This is a genomic window from Dietzia sp. B32 (assembly GCF_024732245.1).
Classification (GTDB): domain Bacteria; phylum Actinomycetota; class Actinomycetes; order Mycobacteriales; family Mycobacteriaceae; genus Dietzia.
Genome location: NZ_CP093845.1, coordinates 3010458 through 3030631, shown reverse-complemented (window position 1 = coordinate 3030631; position 20174 = coordinate 3010458). Strand labels below are relative to the sequence as shown.

Annotated in this window: 19 protein-coding genes and 1 pseudogene; 17 read left to right on the top strand and 3 right to left on the bottom strand. The window is 71.1% G+C overall.

The features are described 5' to 3' along the window. Nucleotides 1–6: 6 nt before the first annotated feature. Nucleotides 7–519, bottom strand: coding sequence for a CGNR zinc finger domain-containing protein (locus L8M95_RS14340; protein ID WP_260486768.1), 513 nt, complete (start codon nt 517–519; stop codon nt 7–9). A 26-nt stretch (nt 520–545) separates the two neighbouring features. Between L8M95_RS14340 and L8M95_RS14335 the strand changes: the two genes are divergently transcribed. From L8M95_RS14335 to L8M95_RS14270, 14 genes and pseudogenes are all read left to right on the top strand, one after another. Further along, entirely contained in the window at nt 546–1367 is an 822-nt protein-coding gene (locus L8M95_RS14335) for a TSUP family transporter (RefSeq protein WP_260486767.1), read from the top strand. Nucleotides 1368–1423: 56 nt separating this feature from the next. Continuing rightward, nucleotides 1424–3532 (top strand): M3 family metallopeptidase, encoded by a 2109-nt coding sequence (locus tag L8M95_RS14330; protein WP_260486766.1) that lies wholly within the window; start codon nt 1424–1426, stop codon nt 3530–3532. Nucleotides 3533–3541: 9 nt separating this feature from the next. Further along, nucleotides 3542–3751 (top strand): hypothetical protein, encoded by a 210-nt coding sequence (locus L8M95_RS14325; protein WP_260486765.1) that lies wholly within the window; start codon nt 3542–3544, stop codon nt 3749–3751. Nucleotides 3752–3921: 170 nt separating this feature from the next. Beyond that, a pseudogene (locus tag L8M95_RS14320) lies at nt 3922–5310 on the top strand (wax ester/triacylglycerol synthase family O-acyltransferase); the annotation flags it as partial. Nucleotides 5311–5987: 677 nt separating this feature from the next. Next, on the top strand, nt 5988–7175 hold the full coding sequence (gene hemW / locus L8M95_RS14315; RefSeq protein ID WP_260489269.1) for a radical SAM family heme chaperone HemW: 1188 nt from the start codon (nt 5988–5990) through the stop codon (nt 7173–7175). A 63-nt stretch (nt 7176–7238) separates the two neighbouring features. Beyond that, a complete protein-coding gene (gene hrcA, locus L8M95_RS14310; protein ID WP_260486764.1) occupies nt 7239–8279 on the top strand; it encodes a heat-inducible transcriptional repressor HrcA in 1041 nt (346 codons plus the stop codon). A 53-nt stretch (nt 8280–8332) separates the two neighbouring features. Beyond that, complete coding sequence (gene dnaJ / locus L8M95_RS14305; protein ID WP_260486763.1) at nt 8333–9493, top strand: molecular chaperone DnaJ; 1161 nt, start codon at nt 8333–8335, stop codon at nt 9491–9493. A 7-nt stretch (nt 9494–9500) separates the two neighbouring features. After that, entirely contained in the window at nt 9501–10298 is a 798-nt protein-coding gene (locus L8M95_RS14300) for a 16S rRNA (uracil(1498)-N(3))-methyltransferase (protein WP_260486762.1), read from the top strand. Next, nucleotides 10244–11350 carry a PhoH family protein gene (locus L8M95_RS14295; protein ID WP_396118937.1) on the top strand — a complete coding sequence of 369 codons (1107 nt, stop codon included), beginning with the start codon at nt 10244–10246 and terminating at the stop codon, nt 11348–11350. Before L8M95_RS14300 ends, L8M95_RS14295 begins: the two co-directional genes overlap by 55 nt. After that, on the top strand, nt 11347–11829 hold the full coding sequence (gene ybeY / locus L8M95_RS14290; protein WP_260486760.1) for an rRNA maturation RNase YbeY: 483 nt from the start codon (nt 11347–11349) through the stop codon (nt 11827–11829). The genes L8M95_RS14295 and ybeY overlap by 4 nt, the downstream gene beginning before the upstream one ends. Before the next feature lie 3 nt (nt 11830–11832). Then, entirely contained in the window at nt 11833–13152 is a 1320-nt protein-coding gene (locus L8M95_RS14285) for a hemolysin family protein (RefSeq protein WP_260486759.1), read from the top strand. Next, on the top strand, nt 13149–14057 hold the full coding sequence (gene era, locus L8M95_RS14280) for a GTPase Era (protein WP_260486758.1): 909 nt from the start codon (nt 13149–13151) through the stop codon (nt 14055–14057). Before L8M95_RS14285 ends, era begins: the two co-directional genes overlap by 4 nt. 99 nt (nt 14058–14156) lie before the next feature. After that, nucleotides 14157–14954: a DNA repair protein RecO gene (gene recO, locus L8M95_RS14275; RefSeq protein ID WP_260486757.1), complete on the top strand. Its 798-nt coding sequence runs from the start codon at nt 14157–14159 to the stop codon at nt 14952–14954. Next, complete coding sequence (locus L8M95_RS14270; protein ID WP_260486756.1) at nt 14929–15741, top strand: isoprenyl transferase; 813 nt, start codon at nt 14929–14931, stop codon at nt 15739–15741. The genes recO and L8M95_RS14270 overlap by 26 nt, the downstream gene beginning before the upstream one ends. 15 nt (nt 15742–15756) lie before the next feature. Here the strand turns inward: L8M95_RS14270 and L8M95_RS14265 are convergent, their stop codons facing one another. Together L8M95_RS14265 and L8M95_RS14260 are read right to left on the bottom strand one after the other, a co-directional pair. Further along, nucleotides 15757–16191, bottom strand: a complete 435-nt coding sequence (locus tag L8M95_RS14265; protein ID WP_119192832.1) for a Fur family transcriptional regulator — start codon at nt 16189–16191, stop codon at nt 15757–15759. Nucleotides 16192–16195: 4 nt separating this feature from the next. After that, a complete protein-coding gene (locus tag L8M95_RS14260; protein WP_260486755.1) occupies nt 16196–16564 on the bottom strand; it encodes a helix-turn-helix transcriptional regulator in 369 nt (122 codons plus the stop codon). 188 nt (nt 16565–16752) lie between these two features. Here L8M95_RS14260 and L8M95_RS14255 point away from each other — a divergent pair, with 188 nt between their 5' ends. The 3 genes from L8M95_RS14255 (at nt 16753) to L8M95_RS14245 (ending at nt 20158) form a co-directional block, all read left to right on the top strand. Further along, a complete protein-coding gene (locus L8M95_RS14255; RefSeq protein WP_260486754.1) occupies nt 16753–18147 on the top strand; it encodes a glycine--tRNA ligase in 1395 nt (464 codons plus the stop codon). Nucleotides 18148–18202: 55 nt separating this feature from the next. Further along, the gene (locus L8M95_RS14250; RefSeq protein WP_260489268.1) at nt 18203–18820 is read left to right on the top strand and encodes a YdcF family protein; all 618 of its coding nucleotides are present in this window, start codon (nt 18203–18205) and stop codon (nt 18818–18820) included. Nucleotides 18821–18895: 75 nt separating this feature from the next. Next, complete coding sequence (locus L8M95_RS14245) at nt 18896–20158, top strand: deoxyguanosinetriphosphate triphosphohydrolase (protein ID WP_260486753.1); 1263 nt, start codon at nt 18896–18898, stop codon at nt 20156–20158. The last annotated feature ends 16 nt before the right edge of the window (nt 20159–20174 follow it).

Sequence of the window (20174 nt, the reverse complement as noted above, 5' to 3'; positions counted from 1 at the left end):
GGGGGCTCACGTCCGCGCGCGGTGCCGGCGTACGGCGCAGCGGTTGGTGCACCGCGTCGAGCAGTAGGTCTTGCGCCCGTTTCGGGTGGTGTCGGCGAAGACGGCGTCGCAGTCGTCCGCCGCGCACCGCGCGAGCCGGTCGATCCCCCGCGAGGTCAGGTGCAGGGCGGTGCCCACCGAGAACATGGCGGTGAGCAGGCGGGCGAACGAGACGTCGTCGGCGCGGTAGTGCACGTGCCAGTGCCCGTCGTGGTCGGTGAGACGCGGCGGCGCCGAGTGTTCGGCCAGCAGGGCGTTGAGGGCGTCGGCGCGCCCGTGCGGAGCGGGGGTGTCGACGACGACGAGCCATGCGTCGAGGAAGTCGCCGACCTCCGCCAGGTCCGCGTCCGAGGCGGCCCGATCGATGGTCACCCCCGCCTCACGGCAGCGATCCACCAGTTCGCGGGTGGTGCGGGGGCGGCGATTGGCCAGGTCGGCGGCCAGGGTGACCGGATCGGCCCCGTAAGGGTTGATATACACAAACCGATTACAGCACAGTGATCGCCATGCCTTCGTCATTCGCGGCCGTCGCCGCGTCCCCCGCGGTCGGTGTGTCCGTGTGGGTGCTCGCCGCGCTGGTCCTGGCGGCGTTCGTCGCCGGCTGGGTGGACTCGGTGGTCGGCGGGGGAGGACTCATCCAGTTGCCGGCGCTCGTCATCGCGCTGCCGGCCGACGCCTCGACCCCGGAGATCCTCGGCACCAACAAGCTCTCCTCGGTCGCCGGCACCCTGGTCGCGACGCTGACCTATCTCCGGAGGATCCGCGTGCCGGTGGCGATGGTGCTCCCGCTGGTGGTGGCGGCCTTCGCGGGGTCCGCGGCCGGGTCCTCGGTGGCCCGGTTCATCCCCAAGGAGCTCCTCACGCCGATCGTCCTGGTGGCCGTCGTGGCGGTGGGCGCCTACACCTACGTCAAGCCGACCATGGGGCGGGTCCACGAGGAGCGTCACACCGGCTGGGCGCGGACCTGGCGCTCGGCGCTCATCGGCGGGGTGATCGGCTTCTACGACGGGGTGCTGGGCCCGGGAACGGGGTCGTTCTTCGTCATCGCGATCGTCGCGTTCCTCGGGTTCGGGTTCCTCCAGGGCACCGTGGCGGCCAAGCTCGCCAACCTCACCACGAACATCGCCTCGATCCTGGTGTTCGGCATCCACGGCGAGCTGTTGTGGATCATCGGTGGGTGCATGGCGGTGGCCAACCTGGCCGGGGGGTTCATCGGGGCGCGGATGGCGATGCGTCACGGCAACGAGTTCATCCGGACCGTGTTCCTCGTGGTCATCAGCATCCTGGCGGTCCGGCTGGCGTGGGACACCGCGTCACAGTGGCTGTGACGTCGGGCCGCACCGGCGGGCGTCGGCGCCTCCGAGAGCGGACGTAGACTCCCGGTATGACCCTCCCGAGCCCCGAGACCTCCCCACACCCGCTGCTCGACGAGTCGCCGTTGCCGTACGGCCTGCCGGACTTCGCGGCCGTCCGGGACGAGGATCTGGAGCCGGCCATCCGGACCGCGATCGACGACCACGCGGCCGAGGTCGCCGCGATCGTCGCCAACCCGGAGCCGCCGACGGTGGATAACACCGTGGTCGCTCTCGAGCGCTCGGGACTCGCCCTGAACCGGGTCCTGTCGGTGTTCTACGGGCTGCTCGGCCCGGACGCGACGCCCGCCCGCCTCGACGTCGACCGGGTCGTCTCGCCGCTCCTGGCCGCGCACCACTCGGCCGTGATGACGAACCCCGTCCTGTACAGCCGCGTGGAGGCCCTCCACGCGGCGCTCGAGGCGGGGGAGTTGACCGTCGACGACGAGACGGAGCGACTCGTCCGCCGGCACCACCGCGACCTGCTACGTGCGGGCGCCGCGCTCGACGATGCCGGGCGCGCCCGGCTCACCGCGATCGACACCCGGCTGGCCGAACTGACCACGGAGTTCGGCGAGAACCTGCTGGCCTCCACGACCGAGTTGGCCGTCCCCGTGACCGACGAGGCCGAACTCACGGGTCTGCCGGAGTCGATGCGGTCCACGCTCGCCGCGGCCGCCGCCGCGGCGGGGCGTGAGGGCTGGCTGATCCCGCTGGGGCTGCCCACCGTGCAGCCGATCACCGCGCTGCTGGGCCACGCGGGTCTGCGCCACCGCGTCATGGAGGCCTCCCTCGGCCGGGGCGCGACGCCGGGCCACGACAACACCCCGATCGTGCTGGAGATCGTCCGCCTGCGCGCCGAGCGCGCACGGTTGCTCGGTCTGGGGTGCCACGCGGAGCACGTCCTCGCGGTGGAGACCGCCGGGTCGCCCGAGGCGGCGCGGGGGCTGCTGCTCGACGTGGTCGACGCCGCCGTCACCAACGCCCGGAACGAGGCCAAGGATCTGCTCGGCGGCGACGATCGTGAGCTGAACCCGGCCGACTGGGCGTGGGCGTCCGAGCAGTTGCGGGCCGAGCGGTTCCAGGTGGACGACGCCACCGTCCGTCCCTACTTCGAGCTGGAGCGGGTGCTGCGGGACGGGGTGATGCACGCGGCCTCCGAGCTGTACGGGCTGCGCTTCTCCGAGCGGCCGGACCTGAGTGGGTTCCTTCCGGACGTCCGGGTGATCGAGGTGTTCGACGACGAGCGGGCCGAGCGCGACGCCGGCGTCGGCCTCCTGCTGCTGGACTACTACGCCCGCCCGACCAAGCGCGGCGGGGCGTGGATGAGCTCACTGCGCGACCAGTCCCGTCTCCTGGACTCGCGGCCGGTCGTCGTCAACGTCATGAACCTGGCCCGTCCCGCCGCGGGGCAGCCCACGCTGCTGACGATGGACGAGGTCACCACGATGTTCCACGAGTTCGGCCACGCCCTGCACGGGCTGTTGTCCGACGTGGAGTACCCCGTGTTCTCCGGCACGTCGGTACCCCGCGACTTCGTCGAGTTCCCGTCCCAGGTCAACGAGATGTGGGCGCGTCGACCGGAGATGCTCGCGCACTACGCCCACCACGTGGAGACGGGGGAGCCGATCGCCGGGGACCTCGTCGAGCGGATGCGGGAGGCCGAGCGCTTCGGTGAGGGCCAGGCCACCGTCGAGTACCTCGCCGCCGCCCTGCTGGACCTCGCGTGGCACTCGCTGTCGCCGGAGGAGGCCGAGGCCGTCACCGACGTCGACGCGTTCGAGGCCCGCGTCCTCGCCGACGCGGGGCTCGACGTGCCGGGCATCGAACCGCGCTACCGGTCCCGGTACTTCCAGCACATCTTCGCCGGTGGCTACTCCGCTGCCTACTACTCCTACTTCTGGGCCGAGGTGCTGGACGCCGACGCAGCCGAGTGGTTCGTCGAACGCGGGGGACTGCAGCGGTCCTCGGGCGAGCAGATGCGCCGGGAGGTGCTCTCCAGGGGAGGGGCCATCGACTTCCTCGACGCCTATCGTCGGATGCGGGGGGCGGAACCGAGCTCCGCCGCGCTGCTGCGTCGTCGCGGGCTCGACTCCTCGGTGGTGGGAGGCCGCGGCGCCGCCACCGCCGGGCGGTCGTAGGATCCCCAGGTGACGGCGTTCCTGCAGTTCTGGGACAGGGTCGAGCTGTGGCTCGCCACCCTGCCGTTCCCGTTGCAGGTGGTCATCCTGCTGGCGATGGGGATCCCGCTGTTCCTCGTCGCCGCGGTGGCGGTCGAGAAGGTCGCGGACATACTCGTCCACAGGTTCCGGGCGCTCGTCGCCCCGGGAGCCGCCGAGACCGGGAAGGAGGTCCGTTGATGCCCCGGTCGCGTGTGACACTCGCCCTGGTCCTGCTGATCGCGCTCGTCGTGATCGCGTGGCTCCTCGTCGAGGTGCTCTGACCCCCTTTTTCCGGGCTGTTTCTTCCGCGGTCACCACGGAAGTGCAACGACCTCCGCAGAGTGCTCCCCGGACGTACACTCCTCGGCATGCAGCGCTTGAGTGGGCTCGATGCCAGCTTCCTCTACTTCGAGACCAGGTCCCAGCTCCTGCACGTGTGCGGGTTGATCGTCCTGGACGTGTCCGAGATGGCGGGCGGGTACTCCTACGACGCCCTACGGACCGAGCTGCATCGCCGGATCACGGCGATGCCGCCGTTCCGGCGCAAGCTGCACGACTCGCTTCTCAACGTGGACCATCCGGTGTGGGTCGAGGCCGAGGACTTCGATATCGATCACCACCTCCACCGCATCGGCATCCCGGAGCCCGGCGGGGACCACGAGCTCGCCGAGCTGTGCGCGCATCTGGCCAGCCAGCCGATCGACCGGTCCATGCCGCTGTGGCAGATGTACGTCATCGAGGGACTGCCGGACGGCCGGGTCGCGGTCTTCGCCAAGATGCACCACTCGACCGTCGACGGCGTCACCGGCGCCAACATGCTCTCGCAGCTGTGCACCCTCACCCCGGACGAGCCGGAGCTCGACCAGGAACTGGTCGAGGAGACCGCCGGTGGGTCCGGTGCCCTGGAGCTCGCAGTGGGGGGTGCGTTGTCGCGGCTGGCCACGCCGTGGAGGCTGGCCTCGCTGTTGCCCGGGACGGTCGGGGTGCTGCCGTCCTGGATCAACCGCGCCCGCAAGGGACTGGCGATGCCCGCGCCGTTCACCGCCCCGCGGACCCCGTTCAACCGCACGATCACCGGGCACCGGTCGATCTCCTACGCGAGCGTGGACCTGGCGGACATCAAGCGGGTCAAGAACGCGTTCGGAACCACGGTCAACGACGTGGTGCTCGCCGTCTGCTCGACCGCCCTGCGCAAGTACCTCGACGACCAGGACGCGCTGCCGCGTAAACCGTTGATCGCCATGGTGCCGATGTCCGTACACGCCGCGGAGTCCCGCCCGGGTACGAACCGCGTGTCGGGCATGTTCATGTCGCTGGCCACCGACATCGACGACCCGGTCGGTCGGCTCGAGGCCATCCGCGACGCCAATACCGTCGCCAAGGACCACACCGACGCACTGGACGCCAACCTCCTCACCGACTGGGCGCAGTTCGCGGCGCCGTCGGTGTTCGGCTCCGCGGTCCGGATGTACTCGCGCCTACGGCTCTCCGAGCGCCACCCCGTGGTGCACAATCTCGTCATCTCGAACGTGCCCGGCCCCAACTTCCCGCTGTACTTCCTCGGCGCCAAGATCGAGAAGATGCTGCCCCTGGGCCCGGTCTTCCACGGCGCGGGGCTCAACTGCACCGTGATGTCGTTGGACGGCAGCCTGCACTTCGGGTTCATCGGATGCCGGGACCTCGTCCCGGATCCCTGGCCACTGGCGAACGCGGTCGAGGACGCGCTGGCGGAGTTCGTCGTCGCGGCGGAGGAGCGGGAGAAGAGCGGTATCCCCTCCGCCACGCGGAAGTCGGCGGGGGAGTTGGCGCAGCAGCGCAAGGACCAGCGCAGTGCCGCCCGCCAGGCCTCGAAGGATGCCGCGAAGTCAGGGTCGAAGTCCACGGCGGTGGCCACACGCGAGAACACCTCGACGGAGGTGGTCGCGCAGGACGGTGCCGGCGACGTCGCGGGCGTCGTGCCGCAGCCCGCCGCCGCCACGTCCGGCTCAACGGCCCCGGCGAAGAAATCTCCGGCGAAGAAGGCGGCCGCGAAGAAGGCGCCGGCCAAGAAGGCGGCCGCGACGAAGTCGCCGGCCAAGAAGACAACCGCGACGAAGGCGCCGGCGAAGAAGGCGGCCGCGACGAAGGCGCCGGCCAAGAAGGCGGCCGCGAAGAAGCGGGCGGCGAAGCCGACTGGCTCCACACCCTCGGGCTCCAAGCCCACGGGGTCCGCGCCGGCGGGGTCCACGCCGGCGGGACCGGGTACCCCCGATGACGTCGGCCGGGTGCCCACCTACAGCGCGCCCGCCGCTACAGTCCTTGGCGACGACGAGTTCTCGGCGACGCCGACCCCGCCCGTCGAGACGCTGCCCACCCCGGATCCGACTGGAGATGAGACCGCATCGGACACCCAGACCGGTCAGGTGTGACCACCGCGCCCCACGACCCCGCCACACTGGCGAGCGCGCCCCCGGCCCGGGATCCGCGGGCCCCCTTCGGTATCTACCTCCACGTACCGTTCTGCTCCACGCGGTGCGGCTACTGCGACTTCAACACGTACACCGCCGGTGAACTCGGCTCGGCGACCTCCCCGGTGGACTGGGAGCGGGCCGCGGCCATCGAGATCGACCGCGCCGCGCAGGCCCTCGCCGCGACGGGGACGCCCCCACAGGTCGACACCGTCTTCATCGGTGGCGGCACCCCGTCGCTGGTCGGCGCGGACGTCCTCGTGGGGCTGCTCGGGCGCATCGACTCGACCTTCGGGCTGGCACCCGGGGCGGAGGTGACCACGGAGAGCAATCCGGAGTCCACCTCGCCGGAGTTCTTCGCCCGGCTGCGGGAGGGCGGGTTCACCCGCATCTCCCTCGGAATGCAGTCGACCGCGGCGCACGTCCTGCGCATCCTGGACCGGACCCACACCCCCGGACGTCCGCAGGAAGCGGTGGCCGAGGCCCTGCGGGCCGGGTTCGAGCACGTGAACCTCGACGTCATCTACGGCACGCCCGGCGAGACGGACGACGATCTGGCACGGACACTCGACGCCGTCGTCGACGCCGGGGTGGACCACGTCTCGGCCTACTCGCTGATCGTGGAGGACGGCACCGCGCTGGCCCGCCGGATCCGTCGCGGCGAGATGCCGGGAACGGTCGACGACGTCCTGGCAGACCGCTACGAGCAGGTCGCGGAGCGTCTCGCCCGCGCCGGGTTCCACTGGTACGAGGTCTCCAATTTCGCCACCGCGGAGTCCGGGTACTGCCGCCACAACATGGGGTATTGGCGTGGCGGTGACTGGTGGGGCATCGGACCGGGCGCGCACTCGCACGTGGCCGGCGCGCGGTGGTGGAACGTCAAACACCCCGCCCGCTACGCCGCCGAGTGCGATGCAGGCCGGCTACCCGTGGGCGGCGGAGAACTCCTCACCGGCGAGGACCGACACATCGAGCGCATCATGACCGGACTGCGCCTCGCCGAGGGGCTCGGCGACAGCGCCTTCACCCCCGACGAGCGGTCCCGCGCCGACACCCAGGTGACGGCCGGACTCCTCCGGCGCCGGGCCGCGGGCGATCCCGCGGGTCCCGGGTACGCGCTGACCGACGCGGGCCGGTTGTTGGCCGACGGTGTGGTCCGCGACGTCCTCGTCTGAACCGCGGTCGGCGGGAACTCACCTAGAATCGAAAGTCACTGACGACGGCGGGGAGGAGCGGACATGTCGAGTACGGCCGATCGTAGGACCGATGTCCTACGCGCGATCGTGTCCGACTACATCGCCTCCCACGAGCCGGTGGGCTCCAAGGCCCTCGTGGATCGCCACTCGCTGGGTGTGTCCAGCGCGACCATCCGCAACGACATGGCCGTGCTCGAGGCCGAGGGGTTCATCGTCCAACCCCACACCAGTTCCGGCCGTGTCCCCACGGAGAAGGGGTACCGGCACTTCGTCGACTCCATCGAGGAGATCACCCCGCTGTCCCGCGCGCAGCGAAGGGCGATCCAGGTCTTCCTCGAGGGCGCCGTCGACCTCGACGACGTCCTCCGGCGGGCCGCGAGGTTGCTGTCCCAGCTCACCCGTCAGGTCGCCGTCGTCCAGTACCCGGTCCTGGGTCGCTCCACGGTGCGCCACCTCGAGGTGGTGAGTCTGAGCCCCACCCGGCTGCTGCTCGTCCTCATCACCGACACCGGTCGCGTCGACCAGCGGACGGTCGAGCTCGCCGCGCCGCTGACCGACGATCACCTCGGTCAGCTGCGGACCCTGCTGTCCGAGGCGGTCGCCGACAAGCGTCTGCCCGACGCCTCCGACGCGCTGGCAGCCACCGGTGAGCGGGCCCGCCCCGAGATCCGCGACGCGGTCGAGCGCTGCGTCACGGTCCTGGTCGACACGCTCGTCGAACACCCCGACGACCGGATCGTTCTGGGCGGCACGGCCAACCTCACCCGTTCGGCAGCCGACTTCGACGGTTCCCTGCGCTCGGTCCTCGAGGCGCTCGAGGAGCAGGTCGTCATCCTGCGCCTGCTCACCGCGGCCCACTCGGTGGGCCGGGGAGGGCCGGGTGGCGTCACCGTCCAGATCGGTGCGGAGACCCAGGCCGCCGAGATCCGCGGCGCCTCGGTGGTCTCCTCCCAGTACGGGTCGGAGGGCCAGACATTCGGCGGGATGGGGGTGCTCGGGCCCACACGGATGGACTACCCGGGAACAATCGCCTCGGTCGCCGCTGTTGCCCACTACGTGGGCGAGCTCATCTCCGGGCGCTGACGCCCGTACGCTCCTTGCCGGAGCCAGATCTTCCTCTCTACGAAAGGCCAGACGTGTCACGCGACTACTACGGGACCCTCGGGGTCGATAGGGGTGCCTCGGAATCCGAGATCAAGCGCGCCTACCGCAAGCTCGCCCGGGAGCTCCACCCCGACGTCAACCCGTCGGACGAGGCGCGTGAGAAGTTCACCGAGATCACCGCGATCTACGAGGTCCTCACCGATCCCGAGAAGCGCCGGATCGTCGACATGGGCGGGGACCCGCTGGATTCCTCGCCGGGCGCCGGTTACGGCGGCGGCTTCGGTGGTGGCTTCGGCAGCGGAGGCCTGGGCGACGTGTTCGAGGCGTTCTTCGGCGGCGGCGGGGGAGGCGGAGGTGGCCGCGGTCCCCGCAGCCGCGTGCAGCCCGGCTCGGACGCACTCATCCGCGTGACCCTGGGACTGGACGAGTGCGCCACCGGCGTCACCAAGGAGATCCAGGTGGACACCGCCGTGCTGTGCGAGAAGTGCCACGGCAAGGGCTCGGCCACCGACGCGCCGCCGGCCACCTGTGGCATGTGTCAGGGCCAGGGCGAGATCCAGTCCGTCCAGCGTTCGCTGCTCGGCAACATCATGACAAGCCGCCCGTGCCCCACCTGCGCCGGAACCGGGGAGATCATCACCGACCCGTGCGGCGAGTGCACCGGCCAGGGCCGCGTCCGCAAGCGCCGCACCGTCTCGGCCAAGATCCCGGCCGGTGTCGGCGGCGGCATGCGCATCCGCCTGTCCGGGCAGGGCGAGGTCGGCCCCGGTGGCGGTCCCGCCGGCGACCTGTACATCGAGGTCACCGAGCGCAACCACCCGGTGTTCGTCCGAGACGGCGAGGACCTGCACTGCACCGTCCGCGTGCCCGTGGTCGACGCGATGCTCGGCGGCGAGGTCGAGCTCGAGACCGTCGTGGGCGACCCGCTGACGATCGACATCCCGGCCGGTACCCAGCCCGGCCACACCGTCACGCTGACCGGGCGCGGGATGCCCCGCGTGCGCGGCGGCGGCGCCGGTGACCTCACCGTCCACATGGAGGTCGTGGTCCCGGAGAAGCTCGACCGCAAGCGCCGCGACCTCGTCGAGCAGCTGCGCCGCCTCGACGGGGACTCCGCCGAGGTCGTCAACGAGGACACCGCCCGCCGCGGTGGCCTGTTCTCCCGCCTGCGCGACGCCGTCGCCGGGCACTGAGGGCGGCGTGACCCCGTCGTTGTTCCGGGCCGGGACGGTCCCCGGTGTCGGTGAGACGATCGTGCTCGACGGGCCCGAGGGGCGGCACGCCGGATCCGCGCTGCGGGTCCGGGTGGGGGAGGCCATCCGGGTCGGTGACGGCCGCGGTGCGGTGGCGGACTGTGTGGTGACGACGACGAGCCCCGGCAGGGTCGAGGCGGAGGTCGTCTCCCGGGTCGACGTGCCCCGCCCGACCCCGGAGGTCACCGTCGTCCAGGCCCTGCCCAAGTCCGAACGGTCGGAGCTGGCGGTCGAGTTGGCGACCGAGGCCGGCGCCGATCGGATCGTGCCGTGGCAGGCCGACCGCTGCGTGAGCCGTTGGACCGGCCCCAAGGTCGACAAGGGCCGCACCAAGTGGACCAACGCCGCCCGCGCCGCCGCCAAGCAGTCGCGGCGGGCGTGGGAGCCCCAGATCGGCGACCTCGTCGACTCCACGGCCCTCGCCGCCCTCGTCGCCTCCGAGGTCGACGCGGGTGCCCGCGTACTCGTCCTGCACGAGGACGGCGCCGCCGGTTTCGCGGACGCCGTGGCCGCGGGCCCGCCGGCGGCGCGGGTCCTCGTCGTCGTCGGACCCGAGGGCGGGGTCTCCGACGCCGAGCTCGACGCCCTCACGGCGGCCGGCGCCCGGCCGGTCGTCCTGGGCCCGGAGGTGCTCCGCACCTCCACCGCCGCCACCGTCGCACTCGCCGCGCTCGGCGTTCTCACTCCGAGATGGTCGGCCGCGGGGTCTACACTCGACCCAACCTCACCACGACACGGGAAGTGATCCACGTAAGCACCGCAGGAAACGACATCCGACGGGACTCCGGCGACTCCACCGCCCGCACCGCCGTCCAGCTGGACCCCGACCTGGCGATGGCGGTGCTCGGCGCCGCCGACGCCAACCTCCGCGCGCTCGAGGACCTGCTCCACGCCGACCTGCACGTGCGGGGCGGCACCATGACCATCTCCGGTGATCCCCCCGACGTGGACCGCGCCTCCCGCGTCGTGTCCGACCTCCTGCGCCAGGCGCGCAGGGGAGTGGAGATCACCCCCGCCTCGGTGCGGCGTTCCGTGGAGATCCTCGCCGACTCGGGACCGCTCACGCCCGAGGAGGTGCTCGGCACCGACGTCCTGTCCCGCCGCGGCGGGATGATCCGGCCCAAGACCCTCGGCCAGAAGCGGTACGTCGACGCGATCGACGACCACACGATCGTGTTCGGACTGGGTCCCGCCGGCACCGGCAAGACCTACCTCGCGATGGCCAAGGCCGTCGCCGCGCTGCGCGCCAAGGAGGTCAGCCGCATCATCCTCACCCGGCCCGCGGTCGAGGCCGGCGAACGGCTGGGGTACCTGCCCGGCACCCTGCACGAGAAGATCGACCCGTACCTGCGGCCGCTGTACGACTCGCTGCACGACATGATGGACCCCGAGGCCATCCCCAAGCTCATGGCGGCCGGGGTGATCGAGGTGGCACCGCTTGCGTACATGCGCGGGCGGACCCTCAACGACTCGTTTATCATCCTCGACGAGGCGCAGAACACCACGCCCGAACAGATGAAGATGTTCCTCACCCGCCTCGGCTTCGGCTCGAAGATCGTCGTGACCGGTGACATCACGCAGATCGACCTCCCCGGCGGCCAGCGCTCGGGGCTGAAGGTCGTCCGCGACATCCTCACCGGCGTCGACGACATCCACTTCTCCGAGCTCACCTCGAAGGACGTCATCCGGCACGCACTGGTGGGCCGGATCGTCGACGCCTACGCCAAGCACGAAGCGCGCCTCGAACGGGGCGACCGACCCGCCAGCCACAAGAACAGGGAGCAGCGCCGCCGATGAGCATCGAGGTCGCCAACGAGTCGGGCGTGGAGGTCGACGAGGCAGAACTCATCGACGTGGCCGCGTTCGTCATCGCCCGGATGGACGTCCACCCCGCCGCCGAGCTGTCGATCACGCTCGTCGACAAGGACACGATGGCCGATCTCCACGTGACGTGGATGAACCTGCCCGGCCCCACCGACGTCATGAGCTTCCCCATGGACGAGCTCACCCCCGGTGGGCGGCCCGACCTGCCCGAGCCCGGCCCGGCGATGCTCGGCGACATCGTGCTGTGCCCGGCCTTCGCCGCCGACCAGGCAGCCAGCTCCGGCCACCCGCTCGCGCACGAGCTCGCGTTGCTCACCGTCCACGGGTGCCTGCACCTGCTCGGGTACGACCACGCCGAGCCCGCCGAGGAGCGGGAGATGTTCGGCCTGCAGAACGAGCTGCTGGGTGAGTGGTACGACCACCGCGACGAGGCCCCGAGAGTGGACGCCTGACTCGTGAACGAGACCATCACCGCGGCCGTCGGCGCCGTGCTGCTCATCCTCGTCGCCGGACTGTTCGCCGCCCTCGACGCCGCCCTGAGCACCGTCTCGGTGGCCCGGGTGGAGGAGATGGCCAAGGAGAACCGGTACGGCGCGGCCAGACTGTCGCGGATGCTCGCCACCCGGCCGCGGTACATCAACGTCACCGTCCTGCTGCACCTGCTCAGCCTCGTGGCGGCCGCCGTGCTGTTCACCGTGGTGTTCAACGACGTCATCGACTCCTCGGCCTGGGCGCTCGGCGTCGCCGCCGTGGTGACGACCGTCGCCGCCTACGTCGTTGCCGGCGTCGGTCCCCGCACCCTCGGCCGCCAACACGCCTACTCGATCGCCCTGAGCTCCGCGACCGCGCTCACCGTGGTCGGGTTCGTCCTCGGCCCGGTGGCCTCCCTCCTGGTGGGGGTCGGCAACGCGGTCACCCCGGGGCGGGGTTTCCGCAACGGACCGTTCGCCTCCGAGATCGAGTTGCTCGAGATCGTCGACATGGCGCGCGAGCGCGGCGTGGTGGCCGACGACGAGTCCCGCATGATCCAGTCGGTTTTCGAGCTCGGCGACACCACCGCCCGCGAGGTCATGACCCCGCGCACCGAGATGGTGTGGATCGAGTCGGACAAGACCGTCGGCCAGGCCGCGCGGCTCACCGTCAAGTCCGGGTACTCGCGGATCCCGGTGGTCGACGGGGACAACTCCGACGACGTGGTGGGCGTGGTCTACCTGCGTGACATCGTCGCCCGTCTCGACGACCCCGACGGGCGCGCCGCCCCGGTGGCCGACGTGATGCGCCCCGCGGTGTTCGTGCCCGACGCCAAACGGATCGACGACCTGCTGGCCGAGATGCAGCGCGACCACAACCACCTGGCGATCCTCGTCGACGAATACGGGGGGACCGCCGGGCTGGTCTCCATCGAGGACATCCTCGAGGAGATCGTCGGGGAGATCGTCGACGAGTACGACACCACCGAGGTGCCGCCCGTCGAGGACCTCGGCGACGGGCGCTACCGCCTGTCCGCCCGGCTCGGACTGGACGAGGTGGCCGAGCTGTTCGACGTCGAGTTCGCCGACGAGGTGACCGAGGAGGTCGAGACCCTGGGCGGGCTGCTCGCCCTGGAGCTCGGGCGCGTCCCGCTGCCCGGGGCACACGTCGTGTCCACCGGGCTCGACCTGCGCGCCGAGGGCGGCCACGACCGGCGCGGACGGGTCAAGGTGGTCACGGTGGTGGCGACGCCCGTCGAGACGAATGAGGACGACACCAGAGACCACGACGAGGAGAACAGATGAGCACCCCCGAGGGCTACCGGAGCGGGTTCGTCAGCTTCGTGGGCCGGCCCAACACGGGCAAGTCCACGCTGACCAACGCGCTCGTGGGGGAGAAGATCGCCATCACCTCCTCCCGGCCGCAGACCACCCGGCACGCGATCCGCGGGATCGTGCACCGGCCGGACGCCCAGATCATCCTGGTCGACACCCCCGGACTCCACCGCCCCCGCACCCTGCTCGGCGAGCGTCTCAACGCGCTGGTGGAGGACACCTACTCCGACGTCGACCTCATCGGTCTGTGCATCCCTGCCGGGGAGCGCATCGGCCCCGGTGACCGGTGGATCCTCGAGCAGGTCCGCAAGCTCTGCCCCACCACCCCGGTTCTCGGGTTGGTGACCAAGATCGACACCGTCTCCAAGAAGAGGGTCATGGAGCAGCTCGTGGCGGTGTCGAAGTTCCTCGGACCGGACTCGGAGGTCGTCCCGGTGTCGGCGGCGTCGGGCGAACAGGTCGACGTGGTGGCCGACGTCATCGCGACCCTGCTGCCCGAGGGACCGCAGTTCTACCCCGACGACATCATCACCGAGGAGTCCGACGAGAGCCGGATGGCCGAGCTCATCCGCGAGGCGGCCCTCGAGGGTGTCCGTGACGAGCTGCCCCACTCGATCGCCGTGTCCATCGAGGAGATCCTCCCGCACGAGGGGCGCGACGACATGGTGGACGTCCACGCCACCGTGTACGTGGAACGGCAGAGCCAGAAGTCCATCGTGCTCGGCAAGGGCGGCTCGCGCATGCGCGAGGTCGGTACCACCGCCCGGGCCGGCATCGAGAAACTGCTCGGCACCAGGGTCTACCTCGACCTGCACGTCAAGGTCCTCAAGGAGTGGCAGCGCGACCCCAAGATGCTGGGACGCCTGGGCTTCTAGCCTCTCCCACGGCTTTCGCCCGTGGGACAATGGACACCTGAGTGCGCACGCACCCGCGTGCGCGCCCCGCCCCGGAAGTCGCCCCGGAAGGAGGCCCGGATGCATCCCTTCACCGACACGGGCCTCGTCGTGCGGACCTACGACCTCGGGGAAGCCGACCGGATCGTCACCCTGCTGACCGAGCGGCACGGGCTGGTCCGCGCCGTCGCCCGGGCCGTGCGCCGCACCCGGTCCCGGATGGGCGCGAGCCTCGAGCCGTTCGCGGTGGTGGAGGTACAGATCGCCCCGGGCCGTGGCCGCAGTGGTCTGGGAACGATCCGCCAGGCCAGTAGCCGTGAGTCGCTGGCGCGTCCCCTGGTGGCCGACTACCCCGCCTACACCTCCGGGTGCGTGGTCCTGGAGACCGCCGAGCGTCTCGCGGGCGAGGAGGGGGCGCCCACCCCGCGGTTGCTGGGCCTCGCCGTGAACGCCCTGCGCTCCCTGGCCGAGAACCGTCGCGAGCCGGGCCTGGTCGCCGACGCGTTCCTCCTGCGCGCCATGTCCGCCTCCGGGTGGGAGCCCGTCCTGGACTGCTGCGTGCGCTGCGGCGTGGTGGGTCCGCACCGGGCCTTCCACGTCGCATCCGGGGGGACCGTGTGCGTGCACTGCCGCCCGCAGGGATGCGCCATGCTCTCACCCGGCGTGGCCGAACACCTGTCCGCGCTGCTGGCGGGGGAGTGGGACGCCGTGGGGATGTCCTCGCCCGCCGTCGTGCGCCAGGCCTCCGGCATCGCCGCCGCCCACCTGCAGTGGCATCTCGAACGAGACCTGCGCAGCCTGCCCCTGGTCGACCGCGGCACGGTCGGCCCCGTCGATCGAGCAGAGGAGTCCCGTGCCCGGACTACCCAGATTTCGTAAGCGTCCCGCCCCTCAGCAGAGCGTGGTCCGGCCACCCACCCCGCACGCGTCGGGTGCCCGCCCGCCGGCCATCCCGGCAGAGTTCGTGCCCCGCCACGTCGCGCTGGTCATGGACGGCAACGGACGCTGGGCGCAGGAGCGCGGCCTGCCCCGCACGGAGGGGCACAAACGCGGCGAGGCCGTGCTCATGGACGTCGTCCAGGGCTGCATCGAGATGGGTATCCCGTACCTGTCCGCGTACGCCTTCTCCACCGAGAACTGGAAGCGCAGCCCCGAGGAGGTGCGGTTCCTCATGGGGTTCAACCGGGACGTCCTGCGGCGGCGCCGGGATGAGATGCACGCGCTGGGCGTGCGCGTGCGGTGGGCGGGGCAGCGACCCCGGCTGTGGCGGTCGGTCATCTCGGAGCTGGAGGAGGCCGAGGAGCTCACCCGCGACAACACGGTCATGACCCTGGCCATGTGCGTGAACTACGGGGGCCGCGCCGAGATCGTCGACGCCGCCCGCGACTTCGCCCGCCGCGTGGCCGCCGGCGAACTCTCGCCCGAGGACCTCACGGAGGACAACTTCTCCCAGTTCCTCGACGAGCCGGACATGCCGGACGTCGACCTCTTCCTGCGGCCGTCCGGGGAGCTGCGCACGTCCAACTTCATGCTGTGGCAGGCCGCCTACGCCGAGTTCGTCTTCCAGGACACGCTGTTCCCGGACTTCGACCGCCGCGACCTGTGGGCGGCGTGCCTGGAGTACGCCGAGCGCGACCGGCGCTTCGGCGGCGTCACCAGCCCCTGACTCGCGGGCGCCCGGTCAGTCAGCCAGGCCAGCCCCGCCCGCCTGGCCCGCCGCGCACTCCGCGCACAGCCCGAACAGCTCGACGGTGTGGCTGACGTCGGTGAACCCGTGAGCCCGGCCCGCGCGGTGGGCCCAGACCTCGACCCCCGGCTCCTCCACCTCGACGGTGAACCCGCAGACGCGGCACACCAGATGATGGTGGTGCGAGTCGGAGCACTTCCGGAAGATGAGCTCGCCGGAGTCGGTCCGCAGCACGTCGACCGCCTCAGCGTCGGCCATCGACTGGAGGGTCCGGTACACCGTCGTGAGCCCGATCGTGTCGCCGCGCTCGCGGAGTTCGGCGTGCAGGTCCTGCGCTGAGCGGAATCCCTTGGACTCGTCGAGCAGGGCGGAGATCGCGCTGCGTTGACGCGTCGACCGCACACCGATGGGTTTGTCCGGAGTGGTCATCGCGCTACTGCTCCCCGGCGTGCCCGACGGCCGCCTCGACGATGTTGAGGAGATGCCCGTCCAGCAGTTCGTAGCGCATCTCACGACCCTGCCGATGGGAGGAGACCACCCCGGACGACTTGAGGACCCGCAGGTGTTGGCTCACCAGTGGCTGGGTGACGCCCAGGGCGTCCACGAGTTCGTGCACGCATCGCGGCCCCTCCCGCAACTGCAGGACGATCCCGATGCGCAGCGGGGCGGACAGGGCGCGGAGGAGTTCACCCGCCGCGGACACCACGTGCTCGGGTGGCAGGGGAACGGGAGAGGCCCGGTGGTCGGCGTCGTGGACGTCCGTGACCGGGTCGGATCCGGTCGATCGGGGTCCGCTTGGCATCGTCTCCGCCTTCCGGGCTCGCTGATGGGCTCGGTCGCCGCCGGCGCCGTATCGGGTAGGGGACCCCAGTATCCCAGACCCGGGGCCCCGACCGGATACCCTGGTGAAAGTGCCCGGGCGCCGGCCCGTGCCGAGGTGGTCCACCCGACACCTCCGCCCACCGACTCACCAAAGGGAGAACCCCCGACGTGGCAGCCTCAGCTTCCGTCATCGACACCGTCGTCAACCTCTGCAAGCGCCGAGGACTGGTGTACCAGTGTGGCGAGATCTACGGCGGCACGCGCTCGGCGTGGGACTACGGCCCCCTGGGCGTGGAACTCAAGGACAACATCAAGAAGCAGTGGTGGCGCACCTTCGTGACCGGCCGCGAGGACGTGGTGGGCCTGGACTCCTCGATCATCCTGCCCCGCCAGGTGTGGGAGGCGTCCGGCCACGTCGAGACGTTCACCGACCCGCTCATCGAGTGCCGGTCCTGCCACACCCGGCTGCGTCAGGACCACCTCCAGGAGGCCTACGCCCTCAAGAAGAAGCTGGACCATCCGTCCGACGCCCCGATGTCGGAGATCGCCTGCCCCAATTGTGGGAACAAGGGGCAGTGGACAGAGCCCCAGCTGTTCTCGGGCCTGATGAAGACCTTCCTGGGCCCGGTGGACAACGAGACCGGCCTGCACTACCTGCGCCCGGAGACCGCGCAGGGGATCTTCGTCAACTACAAGAACGTCATGACCACCGCGCGTCGCAAGCCGCCGTTCGGCATCGGTCAGATCGGCAAGGCGTTCCGCAACGAGATCACCCCCGGCAACTTCATTTTCCGCACCCGCGAGTTCGAGCAGATGGAGATCGAGTACTTCGTCAAGCCCGATGAGGCCGACGAGCACTTCAAGGCGTGGGTCGAGGACTGCTGGGACTGGTTCGTGGACCTGGGCATCGACCCGGGGAATCTGCGTCGGTTCGACGTCCCGGACGACGAGCGCGCGCACTACTCGGCGGGCACCATCGACTTCGAGTACAAGTTCGGGTTCTCCGGCAACGAGTGGGGCGAGCTCATGGGGATCGCCAACCGCACGGACTACGACCTGACGCAGCACCAGACCCATTCCGGGGAGGACCTGCAGTACTTCGACCAGGCATCGGGCGAGAAGTACATCCCGTACGTCATCGAGCCGAGCTTCGGTCTGACCCGCGCGCTCATGGCCTTCCTCGTCGACGCCTACACCGAGGACGAGGCCCCCAACGCCAAGGGCGGGGTGGACACCCGGACCGTGCTCAAGCTCGACCGTCGCCTCGCGCCGATCAAGGCCGCGGTGCTTCCGCTGTCGCGCAACGCCGACCTGTCGCCGAAGGCCCGCGACCTGGCGGCCCAGCTGCGCAAGAACTGGAACGTGGACTTCGACGACGCGCAGGCGATCGGCCGCCGCTACCGCCGCCACGACGAGATCGGCACCCCGTTCTGCATCACGGTCGACTTCGACACTCTCGAGGACCAGGCCGTGACCATCCGTGAGCGCGACACCATGGCGCAGGAGCGCGTGGCGATCGACCAGGTCGAGGGGTACCTCGCGCAGCGCCTGATCGGGTGCTGACGGAGTCCCCTGGCACACTGGTCGGGTGAGTAGATCCCGGTCCCCGCTCCGCGCGGTGTCCAGGGCCGTCGGCTGGCTCCTGGCCATCGCACTGCTGTTGTGCCTGGTCATACCCGGATTCATCTCGTTCCGGGTATGGCACGTCGCGCGGGTCGACGACCGCGCGCCGGCGGACGCGATCGTGGTGCTCGGCGCCGCGCAACACAACGGCATCCCCACCCCGGTGTTCCAGGCGCGGCTCGAGCACGCGGCCCTGCTCTTCGAGGAGGGGGTTGCACCGCAGATCATCACGGTCGGCGGTAACCAGCCGGGGGACCTCTACACCGAGGCCGGCTCCGGACGGGCCTATCTGACCCAGCTCGGTGTGCCCGCTGAGGTGATCCTGGCGGTGGAGACGGGGACCAACACCGAAGGCAGTCTGGAAGCGGTGGCTCAGACCGTGCGCGATCAGGGCGGCCAGTCGGTGGTGCTGGTCAGTGACCCCACGCACTCGTACCGTTCGCGCATGATGGCGCGGGACGCGGGGTTGGAGGCGTGGACCTCGCCGACCAGGCACGGGCCGGCGGTCTGGACCCGGGAGAACCAGATCATGGGCATCGTCCGTGAGACGGGCGCGGTGCTCTGGTACCAGTACCACCGGATCGCCGGGAGCGATGTGGACTTCCCGGACTGAGCCCCGGGACGGGTCGCATGAGCCGGCCCGGCCGCGGCAGGGATGACGGGGCGGTGACGCCCGGAGGAGAAGTGGATGACGGGATACGCGTACGACGCCGCGGACGCCGAGCGCCGGGTCGTCGAGGGCTCCGGCCGCGCCCGGGAGAAGGCCAGCGAGCGCAGCCCGTTCGACCGTGACCGTGCTCGCGTTCTGCACTCGGCCGCGTTGCGCCGTCTCGCGGACAAGACCCAGGTGGTCGGCCCCGGGGACGGCGACACCCCGCGGACCCGCCTCACCCATTCGCTCGAGGTCGCCCAGATCTCCCGCAGCATCGCGGCCGGACTGGGCTGCGACCCGGACCTGGCGGACCTCGCCGGGCTGAGCCACGACATCGGGCATCCGCCCTACGGTCACAACGGCGAGCGGGCGCTGGACGAGGTCGCGCGCGGGTTCGGCGGTTACGAGGGCAACGCCCAGACCGTCCGGATCCTGTCGCGGCTCGAGCCCAAGGTCGTCGACGCCTCCGGCCGTGGGGTGGGGCTGAACCTCACCCGCGCGGCGCTGGACGCCGCCACCAAGTACCCGTGGCTGCCGCGGGAGGGGACGCGGAAGTTCGGCGCGTACGCCGATGACGCGGACACCCTCGCCTGGATCCGGCAGGGCGCTCCCGGGGACACGCGGTGTCTCGAGGCCCAGATCATGGACTTCTCCGACGACGTGGCGTACTCGGTGCACGACGTCGAGGACGCGATCGTCGCCGGCCGACTCGACCTGCGCTCACTGTCCGACCGCTCGGAGGTCGCGGCGCTGGCCGAACTGGGTGCCGAGGAGTTCCGAGGACCGGACGCCGACCAGCTGGCGCGCGCGGCCGGGCGCCTCGGTTCGCTCGAGGTGGTGCGCGCCGTGCAGCCGTTCGACGAGAGTTTCACCGGGTTCGTCGCGCTCAAGGCCCTGACCAGTGAGCTGGTCGGCCGGTTCGTCATGCCCGCCATCCACGCCACCCGCGAGGTGCACGGCGCGAAGCCGCACGGGCGCTACAGCGCGGACCTCGAGGTGCCGGAGGAGGTCGAGGCCGAGGTGGTGATGCTCAAGACGATGGCCGTGCGCTACGTCATGAGCGACCCCGGCCACCGCCTCCGTCAGGACCGCCAGCGGGACCGGATCCACCGGGTGGCGGAGTTCCTCGCCCAGTCCGCGCCCGCGGGCCTCGACCCGGTCCTGCGGCCCCTGTGGGACTCGGCCCCGGACGACGCCGCTCGGATGCGGGTGATCGTCGACCAGATCGCCCTGTACACGGAGAGCCGGCTCGAGCGGGTCGACCGGGCGAGCGCGGGCATCCAGGCCGCCTGGGGCTGAGCAGCTCGCCCCCGCC

Coding starts and splice junctions, on each gene's coding strand:
- L8M95_RS14335 (WP_260486767.1), top strand. CDS start 546: ATGCCTTCGTCATTCGCGGCCGTCGCCGCGTCCCCCGCGGTCGGTGTG.
- L8M95_RS14330 (WP_260486766.1), top strand. CDS start 1,424: ATGACCCTCCCGAGCCCCGAGACCTCCCCACACCCGCTGCTCGACGAG.
- hrcA (WP_260486764.1), top strand. CDS start 7,239: ATGTCGAGTACGGCCGATCGTAGGACCGATGTCCTACGCGCGATCGTG.
- L8M95_RS14295 (WP_396118937.1), top strand. CDS start 10,244: ATGGTCGGCCGCGGGGTCTACACTCGACCCAACCTCACCACGACACGG.
- ybeY (WP_260486760.1), top strand. CDS start 11,347: ATGAGCATCGAGGTCGCCAACGAGTCGGGCGTGGAGGTCGACGAGGCA.
- era (WP_260486758.1), top strand. CDS start 13,149: ATGAGCACCCCCGAGGGCTACCGGAGCGGGTTCGTCAGCTTCGTGGGC.
- recO (WP_260486757.1), top strand. CDS start 14,157: ATGCATCCCTTCACCGACACGGGCCTCGTCGTGCGGACCTACGACCTC.
- L8M95_RS14265 (WP_119192832.1), bottom strand. CDS start 16,191: ATGACCACTCCGGACAAACCCATCGGTGTGCGGTCGACGCGTCAACGC.
- L8M95_RS14260 (WP_260486755.1), bottom strand. CDS start 16,564: ATGCCAAGCGGACCCCGATCGACCGGATCCGACCCGGTCACGGACGTC.
- L8M95_RS14245 (WP_260486753.1), top strand. CDS start 18,896: ATGACGGGATACGCGTACGACGCCGCGGACGCCGAGCGCCGGGTCGTC.